Genomic DNA, 19,159 nt, shown 5'->3' with positions numbered 1-19,159 from the left:
CATAAATTCTATGGATGGTTTTGTTTTTCAACACTATGCAAAGCCCAACCTCTTGCTCGATTCCAAGTGCCTTCATCCATATTTAATGTATTTTTGAATCCTTTCTACTTGTATCATCAAAATAAGTTACCCAATGTTATTTTTGAAGGTTCTCAAAAAAAACAATTCTATTTCCAAATGGGTCTCCAATGCAAACTTCCTGAGAATTCCAAGGGGTTGTTTCGATGCCAGGACGCGTATATTTGTATTTCTTTGATATAAGGTTTGAATGGAGTAACTCTAGGTTTTCTACTTCAATTCTTATAGCACCCCCTGGACAGCAATCTCCATGATGCTCTGAAAGATGAATAATACAATTTCCATAAGAAATTTGCATGTATAAAGGTAGATCATCCTCAAATCGATGTTCCCAATCCAATGCAAACCCCAAAAATGTTAAATAAAATTCTTTCGCTTTCTCCTCATTAAAAATACGGAATATTGGTATGGTGCTTTTCATAAATATTTCAGATGTACTCATTACATACATCACCTTTCCTTAATTTTTTCACTAAATGATACCATAAATATTCAATATTACTTGTGATTCTTCCTCCATTAAATGGCCCTATTGCGGTATAGTTAAGCAATATTTTCACCAAAACTTTAAGTAATGAACAAGTGTGTTAATTCCTACAAACTTTACAGCCATAATTGCAATTATAACTATAATACTTAATACTACCCCGGTATGTTTTATACCAAAATTAGCCATGTTATCACCCTTCCTTAAATCATATTTCCTCGTCAAATGATAAATTTATTGGCTCGTCCAGCAGCTCACCATGCATCTCTAAATTAGTTGTTGGAATACTTTCATTCACTTCTTCAAAAGTAAATTGATCTGCCCATACAGTTCCTTGTCCAGACAGAATGATACCAAACGAAATAACAGCACTTTGGGTTGGAACATCTAAAATAATAGAATAATGGTTCCAGTTTGTTGTTCCTTTAATGGGACGATTACTCATATTATCAAATTGAAGAACATCTTCCATTGTGTCGTCTACTCGCATCCACATCCCAGCGTACGTATCTACCTCTTCCGTACGGATGAAACAAGAGAGTCTAATGCGCTTTCCAACAAACTGATTAGCCTTAAATGTTTGCATCATGGTAGCGAATTCAGTTGAATCTAACACTGTTTTGGATTTTAAATAACCTGATGCTTTCCCCTGATGAACAACTTCATGGTCAATTCCCATTTCGTAATTAAATGGATTTGATCCACTTAAAAACCAACCTTTCACCTTTGTATCCATATATGTTTCCTCCTTAATTTTAAGCACGTCTGACATCATTCTGCGATATTTGCCAGGTGGTAGCTTATAAATCTCTTTAAATGCTCTTGTAAATGATTCTTGTGATTCAAACTGATAATATAAAGCGATATCAAGAATGCGTTCACTTGTATAAAGTAAGGCGGAAGAAGCATTAGCCAATCTTCTTAACCGAATATATTCAGTTACTGTCATGCCAATCGTGGATTGGAATATTCGATGAAAGTGATACTTTGAAAAATTTGATTGTGCTGCTATATTTTCCAAAGTAAGTGGTTCATGTAGGTTTTCTTCCACATACAAAATGATTTTCTTAATTATAATTTCATGGTTATACAACGAAGGCACCTCCTTTAAATATAGGATATCAAGGTTCTTCATTCGTTTTTTGATATATCTTGCGAAGTAATCGCTGCATCCTAAAAATCATTAAAAAGAGGTTGATGTAATATCAGCCTCTTTTTATATCTGCAACAATATTGGCCCGATTGTGGAATAAGAAAAGATCCTACGTATCAACACAGGATCTTTAATCAATCTTTATTTTAAATAAGCGAACTTTGTTATAAATGATCAATCTTTTTTATAAAACTACACCAAGAACCTTTTCCATATTAATGTTCTAACCAATTAAATTCATTCCTATAAAATTACCTTTTTCCAAAGAATCAAAAATGACCTCTTCTGGATACCAAATCCGAAGAGGTCATTTTTAACCAAACTTTATTTCAAATGGTCAAACTTTGTTATAAACAATCAATATTTTTTATTAGACTACACTAGCTGAAGAGTTTCAATAAAGTTGTATACTAACAAATGTTCAAACCCGCATTCTTGTGTCTTTCTTATCTTTAAAATGACAATAAAGTCGTATACTTATTTTCATCAAATTAACTTATTTTGCAATAAACTGTTACAAAAAAGTTGTATACCAATACGAAAATTATGTACTTACATTATAGTTTAAATATGTTTCTTCACAGCTTTATTCTATAAGAATTTGTTATTATGGATAGTTACTAAATCCTCTATATATTTTAGTAATTTTTCTCGTTTCTCTATATTAATTCTAATATAGTTTTTAAGATTAGCTGCTTCAATAACCATATTTTTTGTTACAATCTCGTCTTTATATTTGGTATCCATAACAATTTTTATTCTTCTATGCCGAAAATCCTCAACCGTCTCTATATTCGAATTGATATACTTAGTAGTAAGTGGGTATTTTCCACTGAACAAACTATAACTTGCTTTGACATCAAGTAAATTTATTATCCCTGTCCTACTTTTCCTAACCAATCTCTTTAAATTTCCTTCATGTTCTGACCAACTATCTATTATTAATTTTGCTTTGCTTAGTAATTCTTTATCTCTCTCTAAGTAATCTATTTTTTCTCTATTACCAGTACTCCTCAAGTAAGGAGAATTGCGAATTAACCATTCTTTATCATATTGTAAAAGCCATCCGTATATTTTAGTATATGCTTTACCTAAGTCAGAGCGTGAATATTCTGGATTTTCTTTTCGGATTTTTAGAAATTCCTCTTTGTAGTACTCCGTTTTTAATTTTTGTTTGTTCATTAATCCTTCTTTGTTTTTTAATTGAACTGAAGAAAGATGCCCCCTATTCTTAATCCTTATTACTGTATCCCTAGATATATTTGCTAATTCCGCTATTTTGTTCAGTGTTAGATCTTGTTTAAGTAATTCATTAAAATTAAGTTCCCATACTCGGCCTCGCTTTACTATTCTTCTATGGAAATCCCTTATATCAAAAGGAGATTTTTCCCCTTCCTTAATTATGTACTCAAAACCGCAATTACACTTTATGATACCTTGAATTTTCCTATCTGAATTATTTACTCTAACATTCACATTTTTTATATTCTCTTTTAAATAATTCTTGCAAAACGGGTTCATACAAACCCAAGGTCCTTCACCAAAAGGTTTAAATGAGTTCTCCTTTTCAAAATAATTTTTGGCTGATCCACTTAATAATCTCATTAATAATAAGTGTCTTATCGGATGTAACGACCTATTTTCTTCAATATTTATTAAACTAGGAACCCAAGAAAACTTGTCACTTATCTTGAAAAATGAATCTAATAACTCTAGAAAATCTGTTGGATAATATTCAATTATTAACTTTTGTAAGTATTCTCTTCGCTTTTTAATGGGATATGCAAACCCTTTCTTACCTAATAAATCTACATATTTGCTAATATAATACTCTTCAGAAAACGATTTGTAATTCATTCTAATAATGTATTCAACGTCCTCTGCTAGATCGATCAAATATTTCATTAGTTCCTCACTATAGCTCCTAAGTGGTTCTCTAATATCTTCAATTGTTGGAATTAAATAATTTATAAAGCCCATCTCGGATATTTTTAACGAATACTCTAATAACGGAGTCTTATGCCTAGTACAAACAAAAATCCCTGGAATTTGATGAATCCTGTTCCAAAATCCTTCACCATTTGACTTAAGCTGTTCCTTTAAGCATTCTGCACAATAATATAAATATTTCTTGTTTTTTACATTGTATTTACTGTAACTAAATAAAAAAATATATAAATTTTTAAAATCACTTTTATAAATTTTCTCATTCCATTCTTCACTTTTAAAGGGTTTTACAAACGGTATCACTGTATGCTGGTTAATAAAATACTCTTTAGTAAATTCTTTCGAGAATATATTGATTTGGGATACTAAATGAGCGAGTCCCATTGGTAATTCTAAATTAATATTTACCTTCTTTCCAAATAGTTCTTTATTTGTATGTTTTCTACTCAAGTTACCTACATGAATGTGATAACGAGCTATTATACTGTAATATAGTTCATCTTCATATGGCGTTGGAAAATAACCTATCATATCCTTACTCCTCTTATTTATTACAATGTTTTTTCAGTAAAGCTTTTTTCATAAGTAAAAACGCTACCTAAAGTATATTTCAATTAGTAATGATGTCTGTCATCCCAAATCTGTTCCATAAGTTTGTCCATCCCATTTCCCTTAGTATTTTAAAAAGACTGCTAGCTTTCACTAACAGTCAATTAATTAAACTTTATAGAATTCTCCACATTAGACTTACCTATTTTACATTTGTATTAGGTATGTTGTTTTTCTTATCCCAAATAATATATATGGTGAATGCTATAGGTCCAGTTAAAAAAACACAAATCAACCATATTAAATAACATTGCTTACTAAACTTATTTTCCAGATATTCATGTGTAATATATGATAACATTAAGATAATTAATATATATACTCCCACTATAAATAACTGATTTAACAAAACATATCCCCCCAATTAGCAACATGTATTTGATTGATTGACAAGATTAATACTACATACGCCTGTTTCTGGTAATTCTAATTCAACACGTTTCGACGCTTCTTCATCTCCTGATAAATAAGCTGTTATTGAACGAACCTGTTCGTAGCCGGTTGCCATTAAAAATGTTGGTGCGCGTCCATAACTTTTAGCTCCGACTATATAGAAGTCCTTTTCAGGTTGGCGTAGTATTTCTTCACCATGCGCTCTGACTGTGCCACAACTATGCTCATTAGGATCAATTAGTGGCGCTAATGCTTGCACACTTTCTGTTGCTGTATCAATAGATAAACGCAGTTCATTGTTCATGGTAAAATCAGGTCGATTTCCTGCATTAACAATAAGTTCATCGAATCCTGTAAGTACTTTTTGTTCTCCATTAATAGTACCTACAATATGGATATTCTCTTCTTTTTTCACCTGTGAAATATAGAAAGGTGTTACTACCTCAATCTTTCCTGTATCTACTAATTCATGGATGCGAATACCGAGTGCGCCACGTGCTGCCAACGCATCTTTTTCCTCCCCGCCATAGGCTTCTTCTACAGATCTTTTACGCATAATCCACACAAGCTTTGTTGAAGGATTATCTTTTTGTAATTCAGCCAAAGCTAATAAGGTATTGATCGCTGAATGACCACCACCAATGACAGCAACCTTCTTATTTGCATATCTCTTAGGATTCGTATTTATATCTGGAATACCATACTCAATGTGATCTGCTAATACTTTCTCATTTTTCAGCCAAACACCTGTAGAATTTGCTGGGTTTGGGTTCCCCCATGTACCCGTTGCATCGATAACTGCTTTTGCCTCAATAATATCGATGTCATCCTCTTTTTCAACATATATATTAAAGAACTGATTTAATCGATTTTTTGATTTCATTTTATCATTTAATTGTCTTGAAATACCTACTACTTTTGAGTTCAATCGGATACTAGGTTTTATTTGTGTTAACTCTGCCAAAGGTTTTAAATAAAGATCAATTAACTCATGCCCTGTAGGTATTGTTTCTAAGTTAGGTTCTACCCAATCAGACCCCTCTAATAATGATTTAGCAGCTCTATTGATGTTATAACGCCATGGAGAAAATAATGTGACATGCCCCCAAGTACGAATATTGTGTGCTATTTCATTGCCAGCTTCAAGTAAAATAAATGACTGGTTTTGCTCTACTAAATGAGCAGCAGTAGCTAACCCGATAGGACCTGCACCAATTATGACAATCGGTAAATTCTTATTGGAATTATTAACAGTCTCTTGGACTTCAATGTCCTGAACAGGAGTACAACAAGATTGATTTTGATTGATTACTTTTAGTGTTTTCATATAAACTTCTCCTCTTTTTTCTTTATATAAGCATTCCCTTATATAAAATATATTTTTTACGTCTAGCAGTAAGCTAGACGTAATTTATTTAAGCTTTTGTGATAGTTATGAACACACTTCCATTTCACACATGATTTTATCAATTTCTTTTATAGCTTTTTCAAATTGCAACCATGTAGAAGTGCCGTAACGATCCATATCTCCTTTAAAGAAGAAATCAAAAGCAAACTCTTTAGCCTGTATCAATGTGTATTCTCTACTATTCATTATTAACTTTAAATAAGCGATAAAATAATCTTTAGTTAATTCGCTAGCATGGTTTACTGTCATTATTGCATCCTCCATTCAACGGATTGAATAATTGCTACGACAGACAGTATATTTAGGATCACTTGTTAGCAAGATGTCGGTGAGTATCCAACTAATACTAAACCTAGCTCACCATTCTCTTCTTCTGCATGGATCGTAACATCTGTTAATTGCGGTGCAATATCAGGATGAATTGCGACTTCGATACCTTCAATTGTTTGAATTGCATCTTCTTCTGCTGGTGCTTCTAAGCCTACACCTAAATTAACCCCACAGCAGCCTGCAATACCAAAGAAACGAAGCGTTTTAACCTCTGAATCAGCTAATACCTGTTCTAAATAATTTTTACCTTCTAGACTCATTTTCATTTGATTTTCTCTCCTTTTAATTCATGTAAGCCTTGTGTTCCAACCGGTGGCGTTTTTACCCATGGAATGGCCACAAATTGATTATTGCTGATGGATCTAACTTCTTTTAGCCATTTCGTTTCAGCTTGTTGTTTTTGAATTAATGTTGGACTTGTTGTATAGATAGATGAAAACGTTTGATTAACAACCCACCAATCAACAGATAATCCAGCACGGTGTAAATCTTCTTGTAAGCGCGAAGCTTCATAAACAGGTGTTGCTTCAGGAAGAGTTACAATGGCAACACTCGTATAAGAGGCATCACGCAACCTTGGTAACAGGTTAGAAACAGCTGGAGGAATATCCCCTTGTGAACGGCTTATTTCCCGATGATAAGCTTCTGTTGCGTCTAGTAAAAGCAACGTATGCCCTGTTGGTGCGGTATCAATAATAATGACTTCATCTTGATGATTTTCTACAACGTTAGCAAATGCTTTGAATACAGCTATTTCCTCTGTACAAGGAGAAGCCAAATCCTCTTTCACAAATGCTAAACCTTCCTCATTCATCGTTTCACTTGCCTTTGCAAGCACTTCTGCTTCATAGTTTGCCACTTCTGCTTTTGGATCAATACGACTGATCGTTAAATTATTAACGTTGTCATCTCCGAATGTCCAATCGAGGTGTGCGGCGGGATCTGTTGTAGTTAAATGTACATGAGTATCCTCTTCTGCTAATCGTAATGCAATATAAGAAGCCACAGTTGTTTTTCCAACCCCACCTTTCCCCATCGTAAAAATGAGTTTCGGTTTACGTTCTAAATAATCTGCAATCATTTCTTCTATCTCAGGAATCTTAGTTTCTTCATTTGATTCATCTGCATGTATAACTTCTTTGTCAGTCATCCATGCTTGCATACGCTCAATACTTGATAATGAGTACGGTACAAAAGGTAAGTAGAAATGCTCAAATTGATTTAGTTCTTCAGGAATTCTTGCTATTGCATCAGCTTGACGCGCAATGAAAGCCTCTTCGATATCATCAGTAGAATTGGCATTGCTCATATATCCATTAATTAGTAGAGTCTGATTTTGAATGCCTATTTCAAACAATTCGTGAGAAGCACGTGCAGCTTCCTTTAAAGGATTTTCTTCTGGGCGTGTCACTAACATTAACGTTGTTTGATTAGCATTCTTTAAACGTTCAACTGCCTCTTTATAGACTTCACGTTGTGGTTCTAGCCCTTTTAAAGGACCTAAACATGAAGTGCCAGTCGTGTTATCGTCTAGAAACGTAGACCATGCAGAAGGCAACTGTAATAATCGTAACGTATGCCCTGTAGGGGCTGTATCAAACACCACAGTGTCAAAATTCCCAATCACTGAAGTATCAGTCAATAGTGAAGCAAATTCATTAAAGGCAGCAATTTCTACTGTGCAAGCACCAGAAAGTTGTTCCTCCATATTTTGTAATACCACTTCAGGTAGTTTTCCACGGTACGGACCAACCATTTGCTCTTTGTAATGTTGTGCTGCCTGTTCAGGGTCCAAATTTATCGCAAATAAATTGTCTATGCCTTCAATTTTTGTTGGACTATTAGAAAGCGTTTGGCCAAAAATATCTTGTAAGTTGGATGCGGGGTCTGTACTAATTAAAAGTACCTTTTTCCCTTCCCTTGCAATGGCTATTGATAGGCTACAAGCAACCGATGTTTTCCCAACGCCCCCTTTCCCCGTGAAAAACAGGAATGGGGTGTCAGGGAAATGAATTCTTGTAAAGCGTTCCATCTTACGCATCTCCTTTTAGTGACAAGCGTACTTTTGGCTTTTGTAGTAATTCGTCTTCTGAAAGTCCTGACCACTGTGAAAATTGTTCATTTGTTGGATAGATTCCTTTGCAAAGTAATTCTCCATCCACAAACGTTGCAGGTAAGGCATCCATTCCTTCTGACACTAATAGTTGATTGATTGCTTCGTTTTCTACAAAAGCATTTGGCTCGTTTGTAAGATTAAATCTTTCAGCTTCTATGTTTGTTTTCTTTAAATTATTCATAATAAATGACATTCGCAATAATTCTGGGTCTATAGAAGGTCCACATAAGCCTGTAGAACAGCACATTGCTGGCTCATAGATATGAATTTTTTTCAATTTATTTCAGCTCCTCAGCTACAAATTGTTCAATGCGTTTACCAATTGCATCACGAACATTTTGGAATACAGCCCACTTCTCTTCATCAGTACCTGTCGCTTTCGCTGGATCTTCAAATCCCCAATGCTCACGACGAACGTGAGGAGGTGTCATTGGGCATTTATCAGCTGCATCCCCACATAAAGTGACAACTAATGTTGCATTGTTTAATGTCTCAAAATCAATTAAATCGGATGTATGATTTGAAATATCAACCCCTACCTCCGCCATCGCTTTAGTAGCATTCGGATTTACGCCATGTGCTTCAATACCAGCACTTTTAACTGTCCAATTGGTAGGTAGTAATTTCTTTGCCCATCCTTCAGCCATCTGACTTCGACATGAGTTTCCTGTACATAAGAAATAAAGTGTATTTGTCATAGTAATTGCTCCTTATAATTTAATGGTTTTAAAGTATTTTTTCTGCCAACGTAAGGCAACCCATACAAGTCCAATGAGGACTGGTACTTCCACTAGTGGTCCAATAACAGCGGCAAATGCCACGCCACTATGCAAGCCAAACACACCCACTGCAACAGCAATTGCTAACTCGAAGTTGTTGCTTGCAGCTGTAAAAGAAAGAGCTGCTGTGACAGGATAAGATGCACCTACTTTACGGGAAGAGAAGAATGACACAGCAAACATGATCACAAAGTAAATAAATAATGGAATAGCAATTCGCACTACATCAAGTGGCAGTTCTACTAATTGCTCACCCTTTAAAGCAAACATCAACACAATCGTGAACAGCAGTGCAATTAAAGTAAGTGGTGAAATTTTCGGTAAGAACTTTTCTTCATACCACTGTTTTCCTTTTGCTTTAATTCCTATCCATCGTGTGAGGAATCCTGCTGCAAATGGTATCCCTAAGTAAATTAGAACGCTCTTTGTAATCTCCCACATAGAAATGGATACATTGAAATTCTCTAAACCAAACCAACCAGGTAATACATTTAAGAAAAAGTAAGCAAAAATTGAATACGTCACAATTTGAAAAATGGAGTTAAAGGCAACTAAACCAGCTACATATTCACGATCTCCACGCGCTAAATCATTCCACACAATCACCATGGCAATACATCGAGCTAAGCCAATCATAATGAGTCCAGCCATATATTCTGGGTAATCTTGTAAGAAGATAATCGCTAAAAAGAACATGAGGAACGGGCCGAGTAACCAGTTTTGTAAAAGTGATAGTAATAGCACTTTCCAATCCTTAAACACTCGCCACATTTCTTCATACTTTACTTTCGCTAATGGTGGATACATCATGACAATTAACCCTATAGCAATCGGTATGGACGTTGTTCCAATAGACATGGACTCTAACGCTTCCCCAACATTAGGCATGGTGATACTTAATACAACACCTATTCCCATCGCAACGAATATCCAAAGGGTAAGGTAACGATCTAGAAAAGAAAGCTGTTTTGTTAAAGATTCATTACTCATTTATATTTCCCCCTACATGGCAGCAATCGGTTTCACAATTGCACCCCTTTAAAGGCTGAATTTGTTCTAAAATGCCCTTCATCAGTGGCGTTTGATTCTCTACTAAACGGTAATGTTTCCAAGTCCCTACTTTCCGTTCCGTAATAATGCCTGCCTCCTTTAATTTTCGTAGATGTTGACTAACGGCTGGTTGTGATATTCCTAGCACATCCACAAAATCACATACACATACCTCCCCGTTTTTCATGCATGCAAGTAATTTAATGCGATTCAAATCCGCTGCTGCTTTTAGTTGTTTTTCAATTAGTGTGTTTTCCATTTATCTGCACTCCTTATATAACTGTTTTCTTATATATTATTTTAAATAAAATCACCTCGTAAGAAGGTGACATAATCAGTATATAACTATATTCTTATATTATGATTTAATGTTTTGAATTGCAACAGATATTTACCCATTTTAAAAAAATTTTTATACTTTGTAAAAAGCGTACGTTCAGTTACCTAAACGTACGCTTTAAAAGATAATGATAAAGATTAATTTATCTCCATTAATTTTTCTTTAGTAACGAGTTATGGAGAAGGTGTACAACACAAATTTGATTTAGCCATAGCTTTATTTAAGAGTTCAATTGAACGTAAAACAGTTTCTTTTTCGAAGTCATTCAAATGTGAAAAAACTTCATTTAAATAATTGTTTATCATTTCATCAATTGTAGTAGCGAGAAATGTACCCTCCACAGTTAATGACAAAATGTACACTCTTTTATCTGATGTTAGAGGAGTTTTTTTGACAAGATTCATCTTAATAAGAGTTTGAATCTGTCTACTAAATGTAGTAATATCCATACCTATTGCCTCTGCTATTTGTTGCATAGAAGGATTATTTTGTTTGTCGATCTCATATAGAATATGGCTCTGTATTGGTGTGATGTCAATTGATCCTACAGTACAACATGTTTTATTTAGTAGAGCAAACTTTTGAGTTAAAACTTGAAAAAGTTCACGTTTATTTTCCATTTAATCATCTCCTATAAAGACATATATATTATTTATTTGCAAAATACAACTAAAATATATTTAACTTTTTTTGAAGATGTTTTTCCTACTTCAAAAGTTTCTACTTTTCATGTGGTGAAGTAACTTTTTCACAACATACTCGGCATCTTCTCCCACACCTCTTAAAGTTGCAGATGCAAATGATCGTTGTCCTTCTAGTCCCACAAAATATAATCCAGGGATACTGCTAATACCTGCCTTTTGTAAAGGCATTCCTTCCCCATCTAATGCACCAAGTAATTTCATATAGGGTAAATGTGGTCTGTATCCTGTGGCATAGATAATGGTATCTACAGGCTCCCTTTCTCCGTCCGGCCAAATAACTCCATCTTCATAAAAAGAAGTAAACATTAAACGTTGTTCCGGACTCCCCTTACTAATTCGATCTTTATATCCTCCTATATCATTCACAGCATTTGATCTGGGTGCCGTTTTTCCAAAGCGCCAGAAAGGAAAGGTATCAAAACCAAATACCTTCAACCAATAGTGTATGTCCCGTCCAAGTAGACGTTGTTTTACAAATTTTATTGGCTGTCGTACTGAAAGAGTAGTTTGGCTAACCTTAGACAATTCAACAGCAATTTGCACAGCCGAATTACCTCCTCCGATTACGATTACCCTTTGGTTGTGATATGGCTGTGGATTTCGATATTCTGAAGAGTGAAGTGTTTTCCCTTGAAAGACTTCTCTTCCTTGAATGTTAGGAATAAAAGGATTATTAAATGAGCCTGTAGCATTTATGATTGTTCTAACTTGAAATTTATCGCCTGTGACAGTTCGAACAATAAAACCTATGTTATTTTTCTCAATCATATCTACTCTCTGATTAATTAAAACAGGTAATTGGAACTTTTTTTTATAATCTTGTAAGTATCGAATAACTTCATCCCTTTTCGGATAGAGATTCTGGTTTCCAGGAAACTTCATGCCGGGCATAGAGGAAAACCCTGCTGGAGAAAACAATTTAAGACTGTCATAATAATTTGGCCAAGAACCCCCGATCTGATTACTTTCTTCTAATATTAAAAATCGTAGACCTTTTTTCAGTAAATGATAGCCTGCTGCAAGTCCAGCCTGCCCTCCCCCAATAACGATTGTATCAAGAATCCCTTTCATTTTTTATCCCCCTTCATTATTTGCATTTTGCAAATATAAATTCATTAAAAATAATAGCTGTAATTAATAAAACTAAGTAAAACACAAAAATATTCTATCCTTAATAAATATATATAGCAATTTTATTTGCAATTTGCAACTATTATTCAAACTAATAATTATTATATTCAATAGCTAACCTCTAATTTAATGATCTACATTTCTTTTTCCATACATATCCAAAAAAATTAACTTTTTTCAAGCTTAGGCTTTTGCATATACTTTTCTGGTCAAAAATAATAAATTGCATTAAATAAATAAAACATTCAAATAACTGTTTGACTATTTGAATGTTTAAGTTTATTATAAAAACAATCAAATAATCGTTTGAACGTTTGAATGATAACTGGAGGAAAATATATGAAAGAAATATGTGAAATCACCTGTATTCATGAGGATAAAGTAAACTATGTTCAAGACAAGTTAAAAGAAAAAAAATCAATGGATGTTGCTAAAGTTTTTAAAGCACTTTCGGATGATACACGTGTAAAAATTGCCTATGCGCTAACACTAGAAGATGAATTATGTGTTTGCGATATCGCTAATATTATTGGGTCAACAACAGCAACTGCGTCGCACCATTTGCGTTTACTACGAAATTTAGGATTAGCTGAATATCGTAAAGAAGGGAAATTGGTTTATTACGCTATTCATGACCCATATTTTAAGAATTTAATCAGTGTTGCATTTGAAGAACATAAAGAAGGTGAAATTAATGACTGAGGAAAAACAGGTATTCCGCGTGAACGGTTTCTCTTGTGCCAACTGTGCAAGTAAATTTGAACGTAATGTAAAAGAAATACCTGGTGTTCAAGATGCAAAGGTGAACTTTGGGGCATCTAAAATATCAGTTACAGGCGATGCGACCGTGGAGGAGTTAGAAAAGGCTGGAGCTTTCGAAAACTTAAAAGTAACGCCAGAAAAACAAAAACGTGTTACTCCACCCCAAACAGATACTACCTATAGAATTGAAGGCTTCTCGTGTGCAAACTGTGCAGGTAAATTTGAACGTAATGTAAAAGAGCTTCCAGGGGTTCAAGATGCAAAAGTAAACTTCGGTGCTTCTAAAATTTCCGTAACTGGCGAAACAACTATTGCGGAACTTGAAAAAGCTGGAGCTTTTGAAAATTTAAAAGTATCAATGGATACACCTTCATACAGATCTAAAGCTCCATCTTCTGACAATAGTGAGGGGCAAGTTGAAAAGAAAGTACCATTTTACAAAAAACATAGCACACTTTTATACGCAAGCTTATTTATCGTATTCGGTTATCTATCTCAATACGTAAACGGTGAAGAAAATCTTATTACCTCCCTATTATTTATAGCTTCAATTGTAATCGGTGGTTTCAATCTATTCAAAGTTGGTTTCAAAAATTTAACTCGCTTTGATTTTGACATGAAAACATTAATGACGGTAGCTGTCATTGGTGCTGCATTTATAGGAGAATGGGCAGAAGCATCCATAGTTGTTATCCTATTCGCTATTAGTGAAGCTTTAGAGCGTTATTCAATGGATAAAGCACGTCAATCAATTCGCTCATTAATGGATATTGCACCAAAAGAAGCTTTAATTCGTCGAAATGGTCAAGAAATCATGGTACACGTAGATGATATAGAGATTGGCGATATTATGATTGTTATACCTGGGCAAAAAATTGCAATGGATGGCATCGTGGTTAGCGGTCTTTCTGCAGTCAACCAAGCAGCTATTACAGGGGAATCAGTACCAGTTTCAAAAACAGTAGATGATGAGGTATTCGCTGGAACACTAAATGAAGAGGGTTTATTAGAAGTTAAAATTACAAAATACGTTGAAGATACAACGATTTCAAAAATTATACATCTAGTTGAAGAAGCTCAAGGTGAACGCGCTCCTTCACAAGCATTTGTTGATAAATTTGCGAAATATTATACACCAATTATCATGGTCATTGCAGGGCTTGTAGTAATTGTTCCCCCACTGTTCTTCGATGGTAGTTGGGAAACTTGGGTTTATCAAGGTTTATCAGTACTTGTAGTTGGATGTCCATGTGCGCTTGTTATTTCAACACCAATTTCAATTGTTTCAGCTATAGGTAATGCTGCTAAAAAAGGGGTTTTAATTAAAGGTGGCATTTATTTAGAGGAAATGGGTTCGCTTAAGGCAATTGCTTTTGATAAAACAGGTACGCTTACAAAAGGTGTTCCAGTGGTTACAAACTTTGATGTAATGAATACCCAAAAAGATTCAAAAAAGATTCTAGCCATAATTACGGCTTTAGAATATCGATCTCAGCACCCTTTAGCTTCTGCGATTATTAAAAGAGCCGAAGAAGAAAATGTTTCATTCAAAAATATCAACGTTGATGCTTTCGCAGCCATTACTGGCAAAGGAATAAAAGGTGAAGTAGATGGTACTTTGTATTACATCGGTAGCCCAAAATTGTTCCAAGAGTTAAATGTACCTATTCCAGAGAATTTAGAAGGAAACATCCTTAAGTTACAAAATGAAGGCAAAACTGCCATGATATTAGGAACTGAAAAAGAGATTCAAGCAATCATTGCCGTAGCTGATGAGGTACGTGAATCTAGCCAAGAAATTATTGAGAAATTGCATAACATGGGTGTTAAGAAAACAATCATGTTAACTGGTGATAATAAAGGGACTGCGAATGCAATTGGTCATCATGTAGGGGTTTCTGAAATTCAAGCTGAATTAATGCCTGAAGACAAACTTTCCTATATAAAACAACTTCGAAAAGACTATGGCAATGTTGCGATGGTCGGTGATGGTGTCAACGATGCTCCTGCTTTAGCAGCTTCTACAGTCGGTATCGCCATGGGTGGTGCTGGTACAGACACTGCATTAGAGACTGCAGATGTTGCTTTAATGGCAGATGATCTACGGAAATTACCGTTTACAATAAAGCTAAGTCGTAAGGCCTTAAATATTATCAAGGCAAATATAGCATTTGCCATTTTAATTAAACTAGCTGCATTACTATTAGTTATTCCAGGTTGGCTAACACTTTGGATTGCCATTGTCTCAGATATGGGAGCAACATTGTTAGTAGCATTAAACAGCTTACGTTTAATGCGTGTTAAAGAATGAATTAACGCACTTTATTCAATAGATGGGCTTTTTATATGAAAGTCCATCTTTTTATTTCTAGTACTTTACTTTCTTAAAATAGCACTTAATTCATTATAGAAAGAAGAGATAAAAATGGAACTGGTAAATGTTTTTTCATTGATTCTGTTTGCTTTGTTTTTATTTTCCTATTCATTAAAGCTAGTTATTCTAAATAAGAAATCAGGGATAAAAGCAAATGTGTTAGGAAAAGGAAATAAGGGGACATCCGTCGATTCTTCCGAAATGTTTGTTAAAATTTCAACTTTCGTATGGGGAATTGCATGGCTTTTAGAGTCAATATTTGATAATTCGATTGATAATATTTTACCTAAACTATTCACCAATGAGGTTATGCATTACTTTGGATTAATGACAATTACCATTGGTTTACTGTTTTTTATTTTATCAATGATAACAATGAAAACCTCTTGGAGAGTTGGTATAGATAAAGAAACAAAAACCTCGCTAATCACCAATGGTTTATACAAATATAGTCGAAATCCTGCATTTGTTGGATTCAATTTAATGTTTATAGGTCTATTTTTGACATTCCCTAACTTAGTTACATTAATTATTTGTTTACTAAATATAGTTTCAATTCATAACCTTATTCTTCAAGAAGAAAAACACTTAGAGAATATGCTTAAAGTAGAATATCTCTCGTATAAGAATAAAACCCCACGATACTTATTTTTTAAATCTACATAAGTAAAGAAATTTTAAAGGTGAAACTAAAACAAAGCACAGACTCTTAATGGCTGTGCTTTGTTTCGTTGTTATCCATTATTCAACTATTATCTTTCCAAAATACATATTCATTCCACAATGAAACGTATATATACCCGGTTTTTCTGGTGTGAATTCGACCAAGTTATCACCTTTATCAAGATCTTTTTCTATTTGGAAATCCTCTATTATTAAGTATGATAAGCATCCACCTGAAAAACTCTTTTGAAAATGAAGTTGAACTGGGATTCCAGCTTTTACTTTTACATTCTCAGGTGTATATCCAAATGGCTCTTCCATTATGACGGCTTCCTGATAACCGTCTTTTTGCTCTGCTTTTACTTCATTTATTTTTGTAGAAGAATCGTCTGAAACCGGAGTTGTATCACCCAAAAGATCTCTGAAGTAATGAGAAATGGGTTTAAAGAATACAACAGAAACAACTAATAATACGGCAATTACACAAAAAATAACTTTACTCCATTTATTTTTATTTGATATTACCGTTATTGTATCTGTTCCCTTAACTTCTTGTCTAATTAATTTCAATATAAGAATCATGACAATGATAAAAATTGCATCCACAAATATCATCATAACGACAGGATCTTGAGAAAAAACCATTACCCCCAACATTGCACCCATCATGCCGCCCATGATACCTGCTAATAGTCCATCTAATGAAGCCAATAAACTAAAGGGACGCCCAATAACATATCCAATTATCATGCCAAAAAGTACTGAGGAGATTACTGGGACAGTCATTTTCCCTACTAATATTACTCCTAATATGGTTCCTACTACTATGCTAGCCATCATAGAAACAGCCATTGCAATCATCATAGCAGTCATTTCTGATAAGAACGATTTGGCACGATAGGTAGAAAAAATGACGTAACCGGTTAACAAAAAAATAATACTAAAACTAAATATATATATCATAAACAAATTCCCTTCTATCCTATCCAAGCATTTAAAGTTTCGAATAATCCTGACAATATAAAGAAGATTGCAGAAATATTCCTTGATACATTATGGAATGAATACAAAGTCTTCTTCATTGGATTTAATAACCGTTCACTAATAGTCAGTAGTATCACATATAAAATGAGTGGCATTGCTGTTCCAATTGCAAAAAAAATGGGACCTATCAAATTAAATTCTCCATTTCCTGTCGGCAATAACAAGACAAAAAATAACCAAAACAACGTAGGACAGAATAAAAAACCCATAGCCAACCCAAAAGAAAGAGATGTATTTTTCAATTTCAATCCTTTTTGGACTTTTTGGAAGATACGTTGTGATGCAGAGGAATGTACTGAAATATTTCCAAGGAGAGCTAATCCAATTAGAATAAGAGTAAGGCCAAATAATTTACGGAAAAACATTGTTCCAATGAAAGGAATATCAGCAACTGTACTACCGATGAATACAGACATTATGCCTAACAATATGTACACTAAAGATTTGCCTGTAATATAACTCCCTACATTCAACCACCTTTTATTTTTTTCAGTCTCATATGTAATCAAAGCAACAGCAGTAGAATTAGATGTAAGTTGACATGGTGCAGTTGCCCCAACCAACCCTAATAAGAAAGCCTTCATTCCCCATACATCTAGTTTTAGTGCTAATGTATAAATTGGTTCTGCTACTAAATTGGCTAACTGACTTAACCACACATGTATCTGAAGAAGTACCTCATTCATTTAAATTCCCCTCTTCAACTGTTCTTACAGGACAATTTAAGGTGTTGAGGAAATGATTTCATTATTTCGGAAAATGTAAGGACTTTACCTCCGAATCCTTTTACAAAGTTCTCTGCATATTCTTTAGTCTCAAATACCAACACTTGTGGGTAACAACAACGAATATGGACAGTAGTGTCTAAAACAAACCAAGCTAGATGAGCGCTAATCGTTGTCCCTGTTAAAAAATCGGTACAAATTGCTTGTGCTACCTCATCACCTAACTGTCGATGCCGCAGTATTCCACAATGGCTGCAACAAGCATTTTCACGTTCTCCATTTAAAAGAATTATCCTGTAAACCAATCGATCATCACACTTACGATGACAATACACACACTCGTCTTCCTCAACACGATGTATAGATTGATCCCTTATAAGTGTAATCCCACCATATGTCTTCATAATAAGCCCTTCTTCAATCAGAGGTTTTATATCTCGATGTATTGTCATCTCTGATACCTCAAGTGTTTGACTTAATTCTGAGATTTTCAAATTGTGTCTATATAGAATCATGTCACGTATAAGTTGTTGTCTCTCTGAAAGCATAGTTTCCTCCTGAATGTTATAACTTAACAAGATATAACATCATTTTATTACAGCAATTAGAATAATCAATATAAACCTCGGGATATTTTGTTACATAGTTATGTCAATTATCTATAAAATCTTCTGTAGATGCTCCCCCCACATGAATATGAGAGGTTGCATAGTATGTATTGAACTAAAAAACAGAAGCACAGTAGTTTCAATTACTGTGCTTCTGTTGCTAAATAGAAGAATAAATATTGCTTTGATTACAAACTTGTTCACTGTTCAAGTTCTTCTAGTCAATATGATTTGCACAGCATGCAACGTCTTTTTCCAGACAAAAAGTCATCTCATTATGAGCATTGGTGGATGGTTAATGATAGTAATGGGTGTGCTACTCTATTTTGACATGATGACAAAAATTATTGCTTGGTTTACTCCCTTCTTTGGTGGATTCACAGGATTTTAATTTTTCGATTTCAAAGATGAACAACACCATTATGACTACAACAAAAAAAGCCGTGTTTTCAGCTATG

Annotated in this window: 19 protein-coding genes and 2 pseudogenes; 4 read left to right on the top strand and 17 right to left on the bottom strand. The window is 34.2% G+C overall.

Features of this window, described 5'->3' with window-relative positions; all coding sequences use genetic code 11:
* Positions 1-38: 38 nt before the first annotated feature.
* The 14 genes and pseudogenes from AC6BKE_RS04570 to AC6BKE_RS04505 form a co-directional block, all read right to left on the bottom strand.
* Positions 39-127 (bottom strand): annotated as a pseudogene (locus AC6BKE_RS04570) (aminoglycoside phosphotransferase family protein); the annotation flags it as partial.
* 9 nt (positions 128-136) lie between these two features.
* A complete protein-coding gene (locus tag AC6BKE_RS04565) occupies positions 137-529 on the bottom strand; it encodes a glyoxalase superfamily protein (RefSeq protein WP_330493673.1) in 393 nt (130 codons plus the stop codon).
* Between the two features lie 244 nt (positions 530-773).
* Positions 774-1,700: a helix-turn-helix domain-containing protein gene (locus tag AC6BKE_RS04560; RefSeq protein ID WP_499856004.1), complete on the bottom strand. Its 927-nt coding sequence runs from the start codon at positions 1,698-1,700 to the stop codon at positions 774-776.
* Between the two features lie 609 nt (positions 1,701-2,309).
* Complete coding sequence (locus AC6BKE_RS04555) at positions 2,310-4,196, bottom strand: TnsD family Tn7-like transposition protein (RefSeq protein WP_009370511.1); 1,887 nt, start codon at positions 4,194-4,196, stop codon at positions 2,310-2,312.
* 442 nt (positions 4,197-4,638) lie between these two features.
* On the bottom strand, positions 4,639-5,994 hold the full coding sequence (locus AC6BKE_RS04550; protein WP_009370513.1) for an FAD-dependent oxidoreductase: 1,356 nt from the start codon (positions 5,992-5,994) through the stop codon (positions 4,639-4,641).
* Between the two features lie 105 nt (positions 5,995-6,099).
* Positions 6,100-6,324: a hypothetical protein gene (locus AC6BKE_RS04545; protein ID WP_009370514.1), complete on the bottom strand. Its 225-nt coding sequence runs from the start codon at positions 6,322-6,324 to the stop codon at positions 6,100-6,102.
* 65 nt (positions 6,325-6,389) lie between these two features.
* Complete coding sequence (locus tag AC6BKE_RS04540; protein WP_009370515.1) at positions 6,390-6,671, bottom strand: HesB-like domain-containing protein; 282 nt, start codon at positions 6,669-6,671, stop codon at positions 6,390-6,392.
* Positions 6,668-8,437, bottom strand: coding sequence for an arsenical pump-driving ATPase (arsA, locus tag AC6BKE_RS04535; protein ID WP_009370516.1), 1,770 nt, complete (start codon positions 8,435-8,437; stop codon positions 6,668-6,670). Before arsA ends, AC6BKE_RS04540 begins: the two co-directional genes overlap by 4 nt.
* 1 nt (position 8,438) lies before the next feature.
* Positions 8,439-8,798 (bottom strand): arsenite efflux transporter metallochaperone ArsD, encoded by a 360-nt coding sequence (arsD, locus tag AC6BKE_RS04530; protein ID WP_009370518.1) that lies wholly within the window; start codon positions 8,796-8,798, stop codon positions 8,439-8,441.
* 1 nt (position 8,799) lies between these two features.
* Positions 8,800-9,219 (bottom strand): arsenate reductase (thioredoxin), encoded by a 420-nt coding sequence (gene arsC, locus AC6BKE_RS04525; protein ID WP_016993624.1) that lies wholly within the window; start codon positions 9,217-9,219, stop codon positions 8,800-8,802.
* A 12-nt stretch (positions 9,220-9,231) separates the two neighbouring features.
* Positions 9,232-10,290, bottom strand: a complete 1,059-nt coding sequence (gene arsB / locus AC6BKE_RS04520) for an ACR3 family arsenite efflux transporter (protein ID WP_016993623.1) — start codon at positions 10,288-10,290, stop codon at positions 9,232-9,234.
* A complete protein-coding gene (locus AC6BKE_RS04515; RefSeq protein WP_036079775.1) occupies positions 10,283-10,609 on the bottom strand; it encodes an ArsR/SmtB family transcription factor in 327 nt (108 codons plus the stop codon). Before AC6BKE_RS04515 ends, arsB begins: the two co-directional genes overlap by 8 nt.
* A gap of 254 nt (positions 10,610-10,863) precedes the next feature.
* Positions 10,864-11,310, bottom strand: coding sequence for a MarR family winged helix-turn-helix transcriptional regulator (locus AC6BKE_RS04510; RefSeq protein WP_009374034.1), 447 nt, complete (start codon positions 11,308-11,310; stop codon positions 10,864-10,866).
* Between the two features lie 90 nt (positions 11,311-11,400).
* Positions 11,401-12,465, bottom strand: a complete 1,065-nt coding sequence (locus AC6BKE_RS04505; protein WP_009374035.1) for a flavin-containing monooxygenase — start codon at positions 12,463-12,465, stop codon at positions 11,401-11,403.
* A 399-nt stretch (positions 12,466-12,864) separates the two neighbouring features.
* Between AC6BKE_RS04505 and AC6BKE_RS04500 the strand changes: the two genes are divergently transcribed.
* The 3 genes from AC6BKE_RS04500 to AC6BKE_RS04490 all read left to right on the top strand — a co-directional run bounded on the left by AC6BKE_RS04500 (position 12,865) and on the right by AC6BKE_RS04490 (position 16,327).
* Entirely contained in the window at positions 12,865-13,227 is a 363-nt protein-coding gene (locus tag AC6BKE_RS04500; RefSeq protein ID WP_009374036.1) for an ArsR/SmtB family transcription factor, read from the top strand.
* A complete protein-coding gene (locus tag AC6BKE_RS04495) occupies positions 13,220-15,598 on the top strand; it encodes a heavy metal translocating P-type ATPase (RefSeq protein WP_009374038.1) in 2,379 nt (792 codons plus the stop codon). The genes AC6BKE_RS04500 and AC6BKE_RS04495 overlap by 8 nt, the downstream gene beginning before the upstream one ends.
* A 114-nt stretch (positions 15,599-15,712) precedes the next feature.
* A complete protein-coding gene (locus AC6BKE_RS04490; protein ID WP_009374040.1) occupies positions 15,713-16,327 on the top strand; it encodes a methyltransferase family protein in 615 nt (204 codons plus the stop codon).
* Positions 16,328-16,402: 75 nt separating this feature from the next.
* Here the strand turns inward: AC6BKE_RS04490 and AC6BKE_RS04485 are convergent, their stop codons facing one another.
* From AC6BKE_RS04485 to AC6BKE_RS04475, 3 genes are read right to left on the bottom strand one after another with little or no spacing between them, the layout of a single operon-like run.
* Positions 16,403-17,287, bottom strand: coding sequence for a cupredoxin domain-containing protein (locus tag AC6BKE_RS04485; protein ID WP_499855430.1), 885 nt, complete (start codon positions 17,285-17,287; stop codon positions 16,403-16,405).
* Positions 17,288-17,301: 14 nt separating this feature from the next.
* Positions 17,302-18,054, bottom strand: coding sequence for an urease accessory protein UreH domain-containing protein (locus AC6BKE_RS04480; protein ID WP_009374042.1), 753 nt, complete (start codon positions 18,052-18,054; stop codon positions 17,302-17,304).
* Between the two features lie 14 nt (positions 18,055-18,068).
* A complete protein-coding gene (locus tag AC6BKE_RS04475) occupies positions 18,069-18,641 on the bottom strand; it encodes a DeoR family transcriptional regulator (RefSeq protein ID WP_009374044.1) in 573 nt (190 codons plus the stop codon).
* A gap of 337 nt (positions 18,642-18,978) precedes the next feature.
* On the opposite strand from AC6BKE_RS04475, the pseudogene AC6BKE_RS04470 reads away from it, so the two are divergent.
* Positions 18,979-19,092, top strand: a pseudogene (locus AC6BKE_RS04470) (cytochrome c biogenesis protein CcdA); the annotation flags it as partial.
* Positions 19,093-19,159: the final 67 nt, after the last annotated feature.

The sequence above is a fragment of the Lysinibacillus sp. COL-1 genome, from assembly GCF_059814265.1.
Note: the sequence above shows the minus strand (reverse complement) of the source record. Positions and strands in the feature narration are given on the sequence as shown.

Bases quoted from the DNA above. Each gene is read 5' to 3' on its own strand.
- AC6BKE_RS04565 (WP_330493673.1), bottom strand. From the start codon at position 529: ATGTATGTAATGAGTACATCTGAAATATTTATGAAAAGCACCATACCA.
- AC6BKE_RS04560 (WP_499856004.1), bottom strand. From the start codon at position 1,700: ATGAAGAACCTTGATATCCTATATTTAAAGGAGGTGCCTTCGTTGTAT.
- AC6BKE_RS04555 (WP_009370511.1), bottom strand. From the start codon at position 4,196: ATGATAGGTTATTTTCCAACGCCATATGAAGATGAACTATATTACAGT.
- AC6BKE_RS04550 (WP_009370513.1), bottom strand. From the start codon at position 5,994: ATGAAAACACTAAAAGTAATCAATCAAAATCAATCTTGTTGTACTCCT.
- AC6BKE_RS04545 (WP_009370514.1), bottom strand. From the start codon at position 6,324: ATGACAGTAAACCATGCTAGCGAATTAACTAAAGATTATTTTATCGCT.
- AC6BKE_RS04540 (WP_009370515.1), bottom strand. From the start codon at position 6,671: ATGAAAATGAGTCTAGAAGGTAAAAATTATTTAGAACAGGTATTAGCT.
- arsA (WP_009370516.1), bottom strand. From the start codon at position 8,437: ATGGAACGCTTTACAAGAATTCATTTCCCTGACACCCCATTCCTGTTT.
- arsC (WP_016993624.1), bottom strand. From the start codon at position 9,219: ATGACAAATACACTTTATTTCTTATGTACAGGAAACTCATGTCGAAGT.
- arsB (WP_016993623.1), bottom strand. From the start codon at position 10,290: ATGAGTAATGAATCTTTAACAAAACAGCTTTCTTTTCTAGATCGTTAC.
- AC6BKE_RS04515 (WP_036079775.1), bottom strand. From the start codon at position 10,609: ATGGAAAACACACTAATTGAAAAACAACTAAAAGCAGCAGCGGATTTG.
- AC6BKE_RS04510 (WP_009374034.1), bottom strand. From the start codon at position 11,310: ATGGAAAATAAACGTGAACTTTTTCAAGTTTTAACTCAAAAGTTTGCT.
- AC6BKE_RS04505 (WP_009374035.1), bottom strand. From the start codon at position 12,465: ATGAAAGGGATTCTTGATACAATCGTTATTGGGGGAGGGCAGGCTGGA.
- AC6BKE_RS04500 (WP_009374036.1), top strand. From the start codon at position 12,865: ATGAAAGAAATATGTGAAATCACCTGTATTCATGAGGATAAAGTAAAC.
- AC6BKE_RS04495 (WP_009374038.1), top strand. From the start codon at position 13,220: ATGACTGAGGAAAAACAGGTATTCCGCGTGAACGGTTTCTCTTGTGCC.
- AC6BKE_RS04490 (WP_009374040.1), top strand. From the start codon at position 15,713: ATGGAACTGGTAAATGTTTTTTCATTGATTCTGTTTGCTTTGTTTTTA.
- AC6BKE_RS04485 (WP_499855430.1), bottom strand. From the start codon at position 17,287: ATGATATATATATTTAGTTTTAGTATTATTTTTTTGTTAACCGGTTAC.
- AC6BKE_RS04480 (WP_009374042.1), bottom strand. From the start codon at position 18,054: ATGAATGAGGTACTTCTTCAGATACATGTGTGGTTAAGTCAGTTAGCC.
- AC6BKE_RS04475 (WP_009374044.1), bottom strand. From the start codon at position 18,641: ATGCTTTCAGAGAGACAACAACTTATACGTGACATGATTCTATATAGA.